The sequence below is a fragment of the Streptomyces boluensis genome (assembly GCF_009908195.1).
GTDB classification, from domain to species: domain Bacteria; phylum Actinomycetota; class Actinomycetes; order Streptomycetales; family Streptomycetaceae; genus Streptomyces; species Streptomyces boluensis.
Map to the genome: position 1 here is coordinate 1 of NZ_JAAAHS010000196.1, position 13,984 is coordinate 13,984.

Below are 13,984 nucleotides of genomic sequence, written 5' to 3' on the forward strand. Positions count from 1 at the left end.
CCCCACGCCCCCGGTACCGACTGCGCAGGGCGGGCGCCCTCCTCGCCGCCGGCGCGCTCGCGCTGCTGCCCGCCGCCACCGCCCGCGCCGACGAGATCCGCACCCAGCAGTGGGGCCTCGCCGCGCTGCACACCGCCGAGGCCTGGCAGACCACACGGGGCGCGGGCATGACCGTCGCCGTCCTCGACACCGGCGTCGACGACCAGCACCCCGACCTGGCGGAGAACGTCCTGCCCGGCAAGGACATGATCGGCTTCGGCGCCGGCCGCGGCGACCGCCCCTGGGCCCGGCACGGCACCGCCATGGCCGGCATCATCGCCGGTCACGGCCACGGCACGGGCAACGACGACGGAGTGCTCGGCGTCGCGCCCGAGGCCAAGGTGCTGCCGGTGCGGGTGATCCTGGAGAGCAGCGACAAGGCCCGCAAGCAGGCCCGCGCCACCCGCGCCGGCGCCCTCGCCGAAGGCATCCGCTGGGCCGCCGACAACGGCGCCGACGTGATCAACATGTCCCTCGGCGACGACAGCGAGTCCGCGCACGCCGAGCCCTCCGAGGACGCCGCCGTGCGGTACGCCCTGAAGAAGGGCGTCGTCGTGGTCGCCTCGGCCGGCAACGGCGGCGAGAAGGGCGACCACATCTCGTACCCCGCGGCCTACCCCGGCGTCATCGCGGTCGCCGCCGTCGACGAGTACGGCAGCCGCGCCCCCTTCTCCACCCGCCGCTGGTACGCCACGGTCAGCGCCCCCGGCAAGCGGATCATGATCCCGGACCCGGACGGCGAGTACTACCGGGGCTGGGGCACCAGCGCCGCGTCCGCCTTCGTCTCCGGCGCCGTCGCCCTGGTCCGCGCCGCCCACCCGAACCTCGAACCCGCCCAGATCAAGCAGCTGTTGGAGGACACCGCCCGGGACGCCCCCGAAGGCGGCCGAGACGACTCCCGCGGCTACGGCATGGTCGACCCGGCCGCCGCCATCAAGGAGGGCGGCAAGCTCAAGCCCGAGCAGCTGCGCCCCGCGGGGTACGAGGACAAGTACTTCGGCAGCGGCCCGGACGCCGAGTCCGACGACTCCACCGCCGCCTGGATCGGCCCCCTCGCCGGCAGCATCGGCGCGGTCTGCCTGGTCGCCGCGGTGGTCCTGTGGCGCGGCCGCCGCGACTCGTACTGAACCGGCCCCGTCACGACCGCCCGGTACGGCCCTCGCGGCCCCCGGTAGGGTCGGTGACCGTGGCGAACAAGAACATCCCGGACTCCGGCTTCTCCGACGACGACGGCACCGCCGATCCGCGGCTCACGGCGGCCCTCGCGGCCTGGGCCGAGCAGCGCTCCAAGGAGACCGGCCGCGCCGTCCTCGAGGCCCTGCCCGGCACCCGGTTCCTCGTCCCGGTCGTCGCCGTACTGGGTGAGGTCGAGACCGACGAGAACGGGCTGCGCCGCGAGAAGACCAGCGACATGGCCGTGCCCACCCTGAAGGCCGGCGACCGCATCGCGCTGCCCGCCTTCACCTCCACCGAGGCCCTCGCCCTGTGGGACCCCGAGGCCCGCCCCGTGGCCGTACCACTGCACCAGGCGCTCAAGGCCGCCGTGCACGAGAAGGCCGACACGATCGTCCTCGACGTGGCCGGACCCGTGCCCTTCGAGCTGCCAAGGCCCGCGCTGCTCGCGCTCGCCGAGGGCCGCAGCTCCACCGACCCGCTCACCGACCCGGCCGTCACGGCGGCGGTACGCACCGTGGTCGCCGCCGAGCCGGCCGTGCTCCGCGCCCACCTCGGCCCCGGCGCCGCCGACGGCACCCTCGCCCTGGTCCTCGGCCCCGACGCGGAACCCGCCGAGGCCGCCCGCCGCGTCGCCGAGGCGATCGCCGCCGACGAAACACTGAGGGCCCGCCTGGTGCGCGGCCTCGACCTGGCACTGCTGCCCGCCGACGCCACGCCTCCCGGCGAGCCCCTCTACGTACGCGTGTGAGCGACCGGCCTCAGCCGAAGACGCGGCCCGTGTACTTCTCGCCCGGACCCTGACCCGGCTCGTCCGGCACGAGCGACGCCTCGCGGAACGCCAGCTGCAGCGACTTCAGACCGTCCTTCAGGGGCGCCGCGTGGAACGAGCTGATCTCGGTGGTGCTCGCGTCGAGCAGCCCGGCCAGCGCGTGCACCAGCTTGCGGGCCTCGTCCAGGTCCTTGTGCGCGTCGCCCTCCTCGGTGAGGCCGAGCTTCACGGCGGCGGCGCTCATCAGGTTGACCGCGACCGTCACGATCACCTCGACCGCGGGGACCTCCGCGATGTCGCGGGTCATGGCGTCGAAGTCGGCGGAGTCGCTGGGTGCGGGGGTCGCGTCGCTCATGGCTTGCTTCTACTTCCTGGCTGCTGCATCAGTGCCCGGACGGTCGCCGGACCGGACCAGCCTAGGCGCTGCCCACCGGCGTGGCTGCCGCGCCCCCGAACGCTGGTATGCTGGTGAACCGACCGGCCGGACACGTCGCGGCACCCTCGTCAGAGGAGCCAGACGAACCGGCCCACAAGTGGAGGCTCCGATCTCCCACCTGGTCGCCCCTCGGGCGGCAGGTCACCGGTCCGACGGCCACTTCGAGTGGCTGTCCATTGCGCCCCGCGTACGACGCGGCGGTGCTCCGGTAAGTGATGGAGCCCCGCATGTGATCGTCTCCGGGGCATTTTTTGTGCGCCGGCGCGGTTAGGTCTTACGAAAAGAGACGTTACGCGGCAGTCCGCCAGGCCGTCGCGTGGTGCTACCGAGGAGGATCCATCAGCGCCGAGCCCCGCATCAACGACCGGATTCGCGTTCCCGAAGTGCGACTTGTCGGTCCTAGCGGCGAGCAGGTCGGGATTGTTCCGCTTGCCAAGGCCCTTGAGCTTGCTCAGGAGTACGACCTCGACCTCGTCGAGGTGGCGGCGAACGCCCGCCCGCCCGTCTGCAAGCTCATGGACTACGGGAAGTTCAAGTACGAGTCGGCCATGAAGGCCCGTGAGGCGCGCAAGAACCAGGCGCACACGGTCATCAAGGAGATGAAGCTCCGGCCGAAGATCGACCCGCACGACTATGACACCAAGAAGGGTCACGTCGTCCGGTTCCTCAAGGCCGGCGACAAGGTCAAGATCACGATCATGTTCCGTGGTCGCGAGCAGTCCCGTCCGGAGCTCGGCTTCCGGCTGCTGCAGCGCCTGGCCAAGGATGTGGAGGACCTCGGCTTCATCGAGTCGAATCCGAAGCAGGACGGCCGAAACATGATCATGGTTCTCGGTCCGCACAAGAAGAAGACCGAGGCGATGGCCGAGGCCCGTGAGCTCCAGGCCGCCCGCAAGGCGGACGCGCCCGGCACCACGACCCGTCGGGACCGCGCCGCGGACGAGCAGTCGGACGACCAGTCGGCCGAGGACGTCGTCGAGGAGACCGCTGCCGCGGAATCCACCGAGGAACCGGCCGAGGCCTGATCCGAGACCCGGGGGCGCGAGCCCCAGGTGTCCTGGACACAACCGATACAACTGACGCTCCCGCCGGCTCGACCGGGCCCGGTGGGGGCGCCACTGACGAGGAGAGAACGGCGCTATGCCGAAGAACAAGTCGCACAGCGGTGCCAGCAAGCGCTTCAAGATCACCGGCTCCGGCAAGGTGCTGCGTGAGCGCGCCGGCAAGCGCCACCTGCTCGAGCACAAGTCGTCCCGTCTGACGCGTCGCCTCAGCGGCAACGCCGAAATGGCCCCGGGCGACGCCAAGAAGATCAAGAAGCTTCTCGGCAAGTGACGTCGCGGCCCCCGGTAACGGGGGCCGGACGCCAGGACCGGGACCTATTCGACACCGGGCCGTGTGAGTTCAACCGCGGCCCCGCTACAAGGAGTTAAACAAGTGGCACGCGTCAAGCGGGCAGTCAACGCCCACAAGAAGCGCCGGGCGATCCTCGAGCAGGCCTCTGGCTACCGTGGTCAGCGTTCGCGCCTGTACCGCAAGGCCAAGGAGCAGGTCACCCACTCCCTGGTCTACAACTACAACGACCGCAAGAAGCGCAAGGGCGACTTCCGTCAGCTGTGGATCCAGCGCATCAACGCCGCTGCCCGCCAGAACGGCATGACGTACAACCGCCTCATCCAGGGTCTGAAGGCCGCCAACATCGAGGTGGACCGCAAGATGCTGGCCGAGCTCGCGGTCAACGACATCAACGCGTTCGCCGCGCTGGTCGAGGTCGCGCAGAAGGCTCTGCCGAGCGACGTCAACGCGCCCAAGGCTGCGTGAACGCTGCGCTAGCAAGCGTGTAATTCGGACCCGTAGGCCTTTGGCCTGCGGGTTCGAGTGCGTTCGGAGTCTCGTCTGCCGATGGCCGTTCTTCGCCGTCTGCCGCGCCGTTGTGGCTGGTCGCGCCCCGCGGCGGAGCCGCTGATGTCACAGCCCCGCGCCCCTGAACAGGGGCCCCAGTCCGTACCTCAAGGTGAATTCATGGGTGCCGTACCCGAGTTGATCTCCCCTCGCTCCCCGCGTGTCAGTGCCGCACGGCGGCTTGCCAAGCGGAACTTTCGGGGTAAGGAACGGCTGTTCCTCGCCGAGGGGCCGCAGGCCGTGCGGGAGGCGGCCGGGCACCGTACCGACGCCGGGGCCACGCTCGTCGAGCTGTTCGCGACCGTCGAGGCGGCCGAGCGGTACGCCGACATCGTCGGGGCCGCCCGCGACAGCGGCGCCCGCGTGCACCTCGCCGACGAGTCGGTGATCGCCGACATCTCGACCACCGTGACGCCCCAGGGCCTCGTCGGCGTCTGCCGCTTCCTCGACAAGCCGTTCGCCGAGATCCTCGCCGCCCGGCCGAAGCTGGTCGCCGTACTCGCCAACGTCCGCGACCCCGGGAACGCCGGCACCGTGCTGCGCTGCGCCGACGCCGCGGGCGCCGACGCGGTGGTCTTCACCGACGCCTCCGTGGACCTGTACAACCCCAAGGCCGTACGTGCCTCGGTCGGTTCGCACTTCCATCTGCCGGTCGCCGTGGGCGTACCCGTCGAGGAAGCGGTAACCGGCCTGCGGGAAGCGGGAGTTCGGGTGCTCGCCGCCGACGGGGCGGGCGATCACGACCTCGACGACGAGCTCGACCGCGGCACCATGGGCACGCCCACCGCCTGGGTCTTCGGCAACGAGGCCTGGGGGCTGCCGGAGGAGACCCGCGCGCTCACCGACGCGGTGGTGCGGGTACCGATCCACGGGCGGGCCGAGAGCCTCAACCTCGCGACGGCCGCCGCGGTTTGCCTCTACGCCTCGGCCCGCGCCCAGCGCACCGGGAACACCCGCTGAGGGGGTCCGTTCCGTAACCCCGATCCAGTAGTGTGACGGGCCGGGGGGCCCTCCCGAGGACTCAACGCCGCATGGCCACGGAGGACCTCCAGCCCAATCGAGAGGTGGGGTACGGGGATATGAGCGTCGGCACCAGCAGACCCAGGGAAGTGCGCGGCTCCGGCACGCGTTCCCCGGTGTCCCGCGCCGACGCGGACCCCGACTCCGGCCTCGGGGTCGACCCCGACGACCTGCCCGACGGCCTGGTCGTCGCCGACGAGTCCGGCCGCGTCGTCTGCTTCAACGCCGCCGCCGCCCGGATCACCGCGGTCAGCCAGGATGACGCGCTCGGCAGCCCCATCGAGCGGGCCCTGCCCCTCGAGGACCTCGAAGGCCGCCGCTGGTGGACCCTGACCGACCCCTACGGCGGCCTCGCCACCCGCACCGGCCAGCCCGAGCGCAACCTGCTGCTGCCCGGCGGCCGCGAGGTCCTGGTCTCCGCGCGGTACGTACGCACCCGGCCCACCGGTCCGCTGCGCCGCCTCGTCGTCTCGCTCCGTGACACCGAGGCCCGGCGCCGTACCGAACGCAGCCATGCCGAGCTGATCGCCACCGTCGCGCACGAGCTGCGCTCGCCGCTGACCTCCGTGAAGGGCTTCACAGCGACGCTGCTCGCCAAGTGGGAGCGGTTCACCGACGACCAGAAGAAGCTGATGCTGGAGACCGTCGACGCCGACGCCAACCGCGTCACCCGGCTCATCGCCGAGCTGCTCGACATCTCCCGGATCGACTCGGGCCGGATGGAGGTGCGCCGCCAGCCCGTCGACATCGGCGCCGCCGTCGGCCGGCACGTGCAGGCCCATGTCGCCGCCGGCAGCCCCGCCGACCGCTTCCTGGTCCGGGTGCGGCACCCGCTGCCCGATCTGTGGGCAGACCCCGACAAGATCGACCAGGTGCTCAGCAACCTCCTGGAAAACGCGGTGCGGCACGGCGAGGGAACCGTCACCATTGAGGTCGAGCCCACCGACCCGGTCGGTACGACCGTCACGGTCAGCGACGAGGGCCCAGGCATCCCGGAGGAGTCCATGAACCGCGTCTTCACCCGCTTCTGGCGGGGCAGCAAGCGCGGCGGCACCGGCCTCGGGCTCTACATCGTCAAGGGCATCGTCGAGGTGCACGGCGGCACGATCACCGTCGGCCGCGGCCCCGCGGGCGGCGCGGAGTTCCGATTTACGTTGCCCGTGGGGGCACCCGCCTATCTCACCAGCTGAGCGCGGGACCACCACGGGCACGATCGCCTGCCTCACCCCCGTTAGACTCGACCTTTGGCACATTGCGTCTTCACGCCTGAGTCGGTTCGTCAGCGAGTCGTGGACGGGGCCATCCGCCAGCCAATCGGAAGCACGGGAAGAGATGTCGGCACCGAATAAGTCGTACGACCCTGTTGAGGTCGAGGCCTTGAAACCGGAAGAGATCGAGCGCATGCGGGGCGAGGCGCTCGACGCCTTCGCCGCCGCCGCGGATCTCGAGCAGCTGCAGGCAGCCAAGGTCGCGCACACCGGGCCCAGCTCTCCGCTCTCGCTCGCCAACCGCGAGATCGGCGCGCTGCCGCCGCACGCCAAGGCGGACGCGGGCAAGCGCGTCGGCATGGCCCGCGGCGCGGTGAACAAGGCGCTCGCCGCCCGCCAGGTCGAGCTGGAGGCCGAGCGGGACGCCCGCGTGCTGGTCGAGGAGGCCGTGGACGTCACGCTGCCCTACGACCGCACCCCGGCCGGCGCCCGGCACCCGCTCACCACGATCATGGAGCGCGTCGCGGACGTCTTCGTGTCCATGGGATACGAGGTCGCCGAGGGCCCCGAGGCCGAGGCCGAGTGGTTCAACTTCGACGCCCTGAACTTCGTGCCGGACCACCCGGCGCGGCAGATGCAGGACACGTTCTTCGTCGAGGGCCCCGAGGGCACCACGGGCGACGAGTCCGGTGTCGTGCTGCGTACGCACACCTCGCCGGTGCAGGCCCGCGCGCTGCTCGACCGGGAGCCGCCGGTCTACATCGTCTGCCCCGGCCGCGTGTACCGCACGGACGAGCTCGACGCCACGCACACCCCGGTCTTCCACCAGATCGAGCTGCTCGCGATCGACGAGGGCCTCACCATGGCCGACCTCAAGGGCACCCTCGACCACATGGTCAAGGCCCTCTTCGGTCCGGACATGAAGACCCGGCTCCGGCCCAACTACTTCCCGTTCACCGAGCCGTCCGCCGAGATGGACATGGTGTGCTACGTGTGCCGGGGCGAGTCCGTGGGCAACCCGGACCGGCCCTGCCGCACCTGCGGCAGCGAGGGCTGGATCGAGCTGGGCGGCTGCGGCATGGTCAACCCGCGCGTGCTGACCGCGTGCGGCGTCGACCCCCAGAAGTACAGCGGATTCGCCTTCGGGTTCGGCATCGAGCGGATGCTGATGTTCCGCCACAACGTCGAAGACATGCGAGACATGGTCGAGGGTGACGTCCGGTTCACCCGGCCGTTCGGGATGGAGATCTGATGCGGGTCCCGCTTTCTTGGCTGCGGGAGTACGTCGACCTGCCGGCCGGTGCGACCGGTCGCGACGTACAGGAGAAGCTCGTCGGTGTCGGCCTCGAGGTCGAGACCGTCGAGCAGTTGGGCGCCGACCTCAAGGGTCCGCTCGTCGTCGGCCAGGTCCTCACGATCGAGGAGCTGACGGAGTTCAAGAAGCCGATCCGCTTCTGCACCGTCGACGTCGGCCAGGCCAACGGCACCGGCGAGCCGCAGGAGATCGTGTGCGGCGCGCGTAACTTCGCCGTCGGCGACAAGGTCGTCGTGGTCCTGCCCGGCGCGGTGCTGCCCGGCGGCTTCGCGATCTCCGCGCGCAAGACGTACGGCAAGAAGTCGCACGGCATGATCTGCTCCGGCGACGAGCTGGGCATGGGCGACGACGGCAGCGGGGGCATCATCGTGCTTCCGCCCGAGCACGAGGTCGGCACCGACGCGATCGAGCTGCTCGAACTCGTCGACGAGGTCCTGGACATCGCCGTCACGCCCGACCGCGGCTACTGCCTGTCGATGCGCGGCGTCGCCCGCGAGACCGCCACCGCGTACGGCCTGCCGCTGCGCGACCCGGCGCTGCTCGACGTGCCCCCGCCGAACGCTCACGGCTACGTGGTGCAGGTCGACGACCCGGCCGGCTGCGACCGGTTCACGGCCCGTACCGTCACCGGCCTGAACCCGGAGGCGCACTCTCCGATCTGGCTGAAGCGCCGGCTGCAGAAGGCCGGCATGCGTCCGATCTCGCTCGCCGTCGACATCACCAACTACGTGATGCTGGAGCTCGGTCAGCCGCTGCACGCCTACGACCGGTCCCGCCTGGAGGGCCCGATCGGTGTGCGCCGGGCCGAGCAGGGCGAGAAGATCACCACGCTCGACGGCGCCAAGCGTGTCCTGGACGCCGCCGACCTGGTCATCACCGACGACCGCGGTCCGATCGGTCTCGCCGGTGTCATGGGCGGCGCCCACACCGAGATCGCCGACGCCGAGGCGGACCCCGAGACGGGTGAGGTCAAGGGCACCACGGACGTGGTGATCGAGGCCGCGCACTTCGACCAGCTTTCGATCGCGCGCACCGCCCGCCGCCACAAGCTGGCCTCCGAGGCGTCGAAGCGGTACGAGCGCGGCGTCGACCCGCAGGCCACGTCCGCCGCGGCCCAGCGCACCGTCGACCTGCTCGTGCTGCTCGCGGGCGGCTCCGCAGAGGCCGGTGTCACCGAGGTCATCGCCCCGAGCGCACCGCGCACCATCACCATCCCGGCGAACCACCCGGACAAGGTCGCGGGCGTGGACTACGGCCGCGAGACCGTCGTACGCCGCCTCCAGCAGGTCGGCTGCGATGTGTACGGGCAGGACGACCTGACCGTCACCGTGCCGTCCTGGCGGCCCGACCTGACGGACCCGAACGACCTGGCCGAAGAGGTCATCCGGCTGGAGGGTTACGAGAACCTGCCCTCCACGCTGCCCTCGCCGCCCGCCGGGCTCGGTCTGACCGAGCGGCAGCGCACGCACCGCCGCATCGGCCGGGCGCTTGCCGGTGCCGGGTACGTGGAGGCGCTGAACTACCCGTTCATCGGCGAGCAGGTCTTCGACGACCTGCTGCTCGACGCGGACGACGGGAACCGCTCCGTCGTCAAGCTCGTCAACCCGCTCTCCGACGAGGAGCCCGCGCTCCGTACGACGCTGCTGCCCGGCCTCCTTGCCGCGCTGCGCCGGAACGACAGCCGGGGCAGCCACGACCTGGCCCTCTTCGAGACCGGCACCGTCTTCCACGCACGTGACGAGAAGCGCACCGCGGTGCGGCTCCCGGTGGACCGGCGCCCGACGGACGAGGAGCTCGCGGGCCTCGACGAGGCGCTGCCGTACCAGTGGCGGAACGTCGCGGTCGTCCTCACCGGCGCCCGCGAGCAGGCCGGCTGGTGGGGCAAGGGTCACCCGGCCGACTGGGCGGACGCCGTCGAGGCGGCCCGTACGGTCGCGCGTGAGACCGGCGTCGAACTGACCGTCAGGGGCGGCCAGTACGGGCCGTGGCACCCGGGCCGCTGCGCCGAGCTGGTCGTCACGGCCGAGGGTGTCGAGACGGTCGTCGGGTACGCGGGCGAGCTGCACCCGCGCGTCGTGAAGGCGCTCGGGCTGCCCGCGCGTACCTGCGCGATGGAGCTGAACCTCGACGCGCTCGTCACCGACGAGGTGCTGCAGGCGCCGCGGATCTCCACCTTCCCGGTCGCCACGCAGGACGTCGCGCTCGTCGTCGACGCGGACGTGCCGGCCGCCGAGGTCGAGCGGGCGCTGCGCGAGGGGGCGGGTGAACTCCTGGAGTCGATCCGCCTGTTCGACGTGTTCACCGGTGAGCAGCTCGGCGAGGGCAAGAAGTCGCTCGCGTACGCGCTGCGGTTCCGTGCCGTGGACCGGACGCTGACCGTCGACGAGGCCAGCGCGGCGCGCGATGCCGCGGCGGCGCTCGCGGGCGAGCGTACGGGCGCGGTGCTGCGCGGCGCGTAAGCCGTACGGCAGCGCGCGCCGGACGCGCGAAGTCCCTGGTGAGGGGCGCACTCGGGAGACCGGGTGCGCCCCTCACTCGTTCGGGTGAGAATGCCCGGGATCCATTCCGGTGGGTGCGGCTATGTCGACAAAATCGACGCGGCCGTCAGGGTCGGCCGGTGTGTCGGCCGATGTGCCGATCAGGCCCTGGGGAGGCCACGGCGCATCGTCCAGGCCCTCAGGGAGGCCCACGGCATGATCCGTACGAAGGCCAGAACCCCCTTACGGGTCCGGACCGTTGATGCCCGGATACGGCGCATGACCGCCTTCGCGCTCCCCACGATGTGGGGCGCCGTCGCCGTCACGTACAAGTTCACCTGCCCGCTCGCCCAGCAGGGCGCCCTGGGTGCGCGGATCGTGTCCAGCGCGGTGTTCTTCGCGGTGGGCACCGGTCTGACGGTGGTCGTACGGCGGTCGCTGTTACGGGAGTTGGCGCGGGTCGGCGAGGTCGCACAGGCCGCGCAGCGCGCGCTGCTCAGACCGCCGCCGCCCCGGCTCGATGGTCTCGCCGTCGCCGCGGACCAGCTCTCCGCGCACCGGGGCGCGGACATCGGCGGCGACCTGTACGAGGCGGTCGCCACCGAGCGCGGGGTGCGGATCGTGATGGGCGATGTGCGCGGCCATGGCCTCGCCGCGATCGGTACGGTCGCCGCCGTGCTCGGCTCGTTCCGTGAGGCGGCGCACGACGAGGCCGAACTCGGCGGTGTGCTGCGCCGGTTGGAGCGCGCGCTGCACCGGTATCAGAGGCGGCGGTCCACGGAGCAGTGCGACGGAGGTGGTGGCGGTGGCGCCGGGCCGGATGCCGGGTTCGACGAGGAGTTCGTCACCGTACTGCTCCTGGAGATCCGGCCCGACGGCTCGGTGTACGCGCTCAACTGCGGGCATCCGTGGCCGTATCGGCTCGGCCGGGGCATCGAGCGGATCGGGGGCGGGGATCCGCTGCCGCCGCTCGGGCTCCTTCCGCTGCCCGAGCGGTTGCCGGTGCTGTACTGCGGGCGGATCCTGCCGGCCGAGATGCTGGTGCTGCACACGGACGGCGTCGAGGACGCGCGGGACGCGGGCGGCCGGTTCTTCCCGCTGCGGGCGGCGCTCGCCGATGCGGCGGCCGCTCTCCCCGCGCCACCTTCGAGGCCGCAGACCGTTTCGAGGTCGCAGGCCGTGGAACCGCTCGCGCCCGAGTCGTTGGTGCGCACCTTGCGCGGGGCGCTGCTGCGGCACACCGGTGGGCGGCCCGGTGACGACATGGCGCTGCTCGTGGTGCGCAACGACCGGCACCGGGTGCCCCGGCAGGGTGGCGGCGGGGCGGTCAAGTCGCGGGCGTGGACGGTGAGTTGAGGCATCTCTGTACGGGGGGTGCGGCCGGCGCCGTCCGCCGGACCGCGGACGGTTCGGCAGGCGGTACGGCGGGCGGCGCGTCGGTGGGCCGCTGCTTTTCGAGGGGGAGCCGGCGGCCCGGCCGCTTCTGGCGAGGCGATGGCAACGCAATGGCGAGGCATGGGCAAGGCCACCGCGAAGCCGTCGTGAGCCAGAAGATCCGGCCCAGGGGAGCCGGACGGGAACCAGTCAACCGAGGCCGGCCGGTGCGGGGCAGCGCGCGTACCGGTCCGGTTCGGGCATTTGGTTCACACCCCGTGTGAACGGGCCTCCACTACGCTGACGGGCACGGAGCCATCGGAGGGCGAGATGCAGCCCAACACCCTGCTGGACGCGATCCTCGACGAGGCCGGAATCTCCCACTCGGGTCTGGCCGCCCACGTCAACCAGGCGGGCAGGGCCAGAGATCTGGCCCTGCGCTACGAACACACCGCTGTGGCGCGGTGGTTGAAGGGCCAGCGGCCCCGGGGGCAGGTGCCCGACCTGATCTGCGAAGTGCTCGCCGCCCGGCTGCACCGCAGCGTCACCCTCGACGACATCGGCCTCGGCGTACCCGGCGGGCCCGCGGCCGGTTCCGGCTCCACCCTCTCCGGGTTCGTGGAGCGGGCCACCGCGCTGTGGCGCTCCGACGAGCAGCAGCGCCCGCACATCCTCGGCGCGCTCGCCGTCACGGGCACCCCGGCCGTGATGCCGGTGTGGGAGTGGGAGAACCCGCCGGAGGACGTCGATGTGTCGCGCGGCGGACGGCACCGGGTCAGCACCACCGACCTCGACATGCTGCGTTCCGCGCGTGCGCACTACGAGCAGATGTACCGCAAGACCGGCGGCATCGCGACCCGCGCCCGCATCGTCGGCTTCCTGAACGCCGAGGCGGCCCCGCTGCTCCGCGGCCGCTACACCGACGCGACGGGACGCCAACTGCACCGCGCCACCGGCGGGTTGGTGGCCGTCGCCGGGATCTGCGCGTACGACTCGGACGCGCACGGGCTCGCGCAGCGCTACTTCCACCAGGCGCTGCGGCTCGCCAAGGCCAGTGGAGACCGGGGCCTCGGCGCGTACGTGATAGCGCTGCTCGTCAACCAGTCGCTGTTCATGCGGGAGTTCCGGCAGGCGGTGGCGTTCGCGGAGGCGGCGCTGCGGGCGGCCGGCCGGCACATCACCCCGGCGCTCGCGGCGGACCTGTACGCGATGCAGGCCAAGGCGTACGCACACCTGGGGGACGGCGGCAGCGCGCTGTCCTGCATCCGCAGGGCCGAGTCGGCGGCCGACCGCATCCACCGCAGACACGAACCGGACGAGACCGGTTACGTACAGCCGGGACTCGTCAACGTGCAGGTGGCGGAAGCCCTGTTGAGCCTCGGGGACCTGGTGGCGGCGCGGGAGCACTCCACGGCGGCGGTGGACACTCCGGCCCACGACCGGGGCCGGGTGCACCGGCTCGCGGTGCTGACCCAGGTCGAGCTGCGCCAGGGCGAGGCCGACCGGGCGGTGGCCACGGCCGTCGAAATGGCCGAGCAGGCGCGGGGGATGGAGTCCAAGCGGCTGCGCGACCGGCTGTGGACGGTCCGCGAGAACCTGGTGCGCAACGGGAGTTCGGGCACCGGCGAGGCGGCCGCACTGATCGACGGGGCGCTGCGCGTGCCGCTGTGAGCCGTCACCGCTGCTGGGATATTGCCATCAACTCCAGCGGAAGGTGGCAGAACCGTGCAGTGGATGAACCTCAAAGAACAGACTGTGTACGCGAATCGCTGGTTCCAGGTCAACCTGGCGGATGTCGAACTGCCCGACGGCCGGCACCTCGACCACTTCCTCATCCGGCTGCGCCCGGTCGCCGTGGCCACGGTGGTCAACGAGGCCAATGAGGTGCTGTTGCTGTGGCGGCACCGTTTCATCACCGACAGCTGGGGCTGGGAACTGCCCGCGGGTGTGGTCGAGGACGGCGAGGACACGGCGGTCGCGGCCGCGCGTGAACTGGAGGAGGAGACCGGCTGGCGCCCGGGTCCGTTACGTCATCTGCTGAGTGTCGAGCCCTCCAACGGCCTGACGGACTCGGTCCACCACATCTACTGGTCCCAGGAGGCGACGTACCTCGGGCCCCCGCAGGACGCCTTCGAGTCATCCCGGCGGGAGTGGGTGCATCTGAAGCTGGTCCCGGAACTGATCGCCCGCGGCGAGGTGCCAGGGGCCAACATGGTGGCGGCGTTGTTGCTGCTGCAGCGTCTTCGGCTGGGCTGAGCCTTTCCCCTC

The 13,984-nt window shown here is 71.7% G+C and carries 13 protein-coding genes; 12 read left to right on the forward strand and 1 reads right to left on the reverse strand.

The features are described 5' to 3' along the window. Positions 1–20: 20 nt before the first annotated feature. A complete protein-coding gene (gene mycP, locus GUY60_RS22695; RefSeq protein WP_161700741.1) occupies positions 21–1,166 on the forward strand; it encodes a type VII secretion-associated serine protease mycosin in 1,146 nt (381 codons plus the stop codon). Between the two features lie 59 nt (positions 1,167–1,225). Then, positions 1,226–1,963, forward strand: a complete 738-nt coding sequence (locus tag GUY60_RS22700) for an SseB family protein (RefSeq protein WP_161700732.1) — start codon at positions 1,226–1,228, stop codon at positions 1,961–1,963. A gap of 10 nt (positions 1,964–1,973) precedes the next feature. Here GUY60_RS22700 and GUY60_RS22705 read toward each other — a convergent pair whose 3' ends face one another. After that, complete coding sequence (locus tag GUY60_RS22705) at positions 1,974–2,339, reverse strand: DUF1844 domain-containing protein (protein ID WP_161700733.1); 366 nt, start codon at positions 2,337–2,339, stop codon at positions 1,974–1,976. A 419-nt stretch (positions 2,340–2,758) separates the two neighbouring features. Between GUY60_RS22705 and infC the strand changes: the two genes are divergently transcribed. From infC to GUY60_RS22755, 10 genes are all read left to right on the forward strand, one after another. Further along, positions 2,759–3,445: a translation initiation factor IF-3 gene (infC, locus tag GUY60_RS22710; protein ID WP_161700742.1), complete on the forward strand. Its 687-nt coding sequence runs from the start codon at positions 2,759–2,761 to the stop codon at positions 3,443–3,445. Positions 3,446–3,560: 115 nt separating this feature from the next. Then, positions 3,561–3,755, forward strand: a complete 195-nt coding sequence (gene rpmI / locus GUY60_RS22715) for a 50S ribosomal protein L35 (protein WP_161700734.1) — start codon at positions 3,561–3,563, stop codon at positions 3,753–3,755. 102 nt (positions 3,756–3,857) lie between these two features. Next, complete coding sequence (gene rplT / locus GUY60_RS22720) at positions 3,858–4,241, forward strand: 50S ribosomal protein L20 (protein ID WP_161700735.1); 384 nt, start codon at positions 3,858–3,860, stop codon at positions 4,239–4,241. A 201-nt stretch (positions 4,242–4,442) separates the two neighbouring features. Then, complete coding sequence (locus tag GUY60_RS22725; RefSeq protein ID WP_161700736.1) at positions 4,443–5,282, forward strand: TrmH family RNA methyltransferase; 840 nt, start codon at positions 4,443–4,445, stop codon at positions 5,280–5,282. A gap of 119 nt (positions 5,283–5,401) precedes the next feature. Then, on the forward strand, positions 5,402–6,532 hold the full coding sequence (locus GUY60_RS22730) for a sensor histidine kinase (protein WP_161700744.1): 1,131 nt from the start codon (positions 5,402–5,404) through the stop codon (positions 6,530–6,532). Between the two features lie 142 nt (positions 6,533–6,674). Then, positions 6,675–7,802: a phenylalanine--tRNA ligase subunit alpha gene (pheS, locus tag GUY60_RS22735; RefSeq protein WP_161700737.1), complete on the forward strand. Its 1,128-nt coding sequence runs from the start codon at positions 6,675–6,677 to the stop codon at positions 7,800–7,802. Continuing rightward, positions 7,802–10,324, forward strand: coding sequence for a phenylalanine--tRNA ligase subunit beta (gene pheT / locus GUY60_RS22740; RefSeq protein WP_161700738.1), 2,523 nt, complete (start codon positions 7,802–7,804; stop codon positions 10,322–10,324). The genes pheS and pheT overlap by 1 nt, the downstream gene beginning before the upstream one ends. Positions 10,325–10,558: 234 nt before the next feature. Next, positions 10,559–11,698 carry a PP2C family protein-serine/threonine phosphatase gene (locus GUY60_RS22745; RefSeq protein ID WP_376771303.1) on the forward strand — a complete coding sequence of 380 codons (1,140 nt, stop codon included), beginning with the start codon at positions 10,559–10,561 and terminating at the stop codon, positions 11,696–11,698. 348 nt (positions 11,699–12,046) lie between these two features. Further along, entirely contained in the window at positions 12,047–13,387 is a 1,341-nt protein-coding gene (locus GUY60_RS22750; protein WP_161700739.1) for an NsdA family TPR-like regulatory protein, read from the forward strand. Positions 13,388–13,450: 63 nt separating this feature from the next. Further along, positions 13,451–13,972 (forward strand): NUDIX hydrolase, encoded by a 522-nt coding sequence (locus GUY60_RS22755; protein WP_187370103.1) that lies wholly within the window; start codon positions 13,451–13,453, stop codon positions 13,970–13,972. The last annotated feature ends 12 nt before the right edge of the window (positions 13,973–13,984 follow it).

Coding starts and splice junctions, on each gene's coding strand:
- rpmI (WP_161700734.1), top strand. CDS start 3,561: ATGCCGAAGAACAAGTCGCACAGCGGTGCCAGCAAGCGCTTCAAGATC.
- GUY60_RS22750 (WP_161700739.1), top strand. CDS start 12,047: ATGCAGCCCAACACCCTGCTGGACGCGATCCTCGACGAGGCCGGAATC.
- GUY60_RS22705 (WP_161700733.1), bottom strand. CDS start 2,339: ATGAGCGACGCGACCCCCGCACCCAGCGACTCCGCCGACTTCGACGCC.
- GUY60_RS22725 (WP_161700736.1), top strand. CDS start 4,443: ATGGGTGCCGTACCCGAGTTGATCTCCCCTCGCTCCCCGCGTGTCAGT.
- GUY60_RS22730 (WP_161700744.1), top strand. CDS start 5,402: ATGAGCGTCGGCACCAGCAGACCCAGGGAAGTGCGCGGCTCCGGCACG.
- GUY60_RS22755 (WP_187370103.1), top strand. CDS start 13,451: ATGAACCTCAAAGAACAGACTGTGTACGCGAATCGCTGGTTCCAGGTC.
- GUY60_RS22745 (WP_376771303.1), top strand. CDS start 10,559: ATGATCCGTACGAAGGCCAGAACCCCCTTACGGGTCCGGACCGTTGAT.
- pheS (WP_161700737.1), top strand. CDS start 6,675: ATGTCGGCACCGAATAAGTCGTACGACCCTGTTGAGGTCGAGGCCTTG.
- pheT (WP_161700738.1), top strand. CDS start 7,802: ATGCGGGTCCCGCTTTCTTGGCTGCGGGAGTACGTCGACCTGCCGGCC.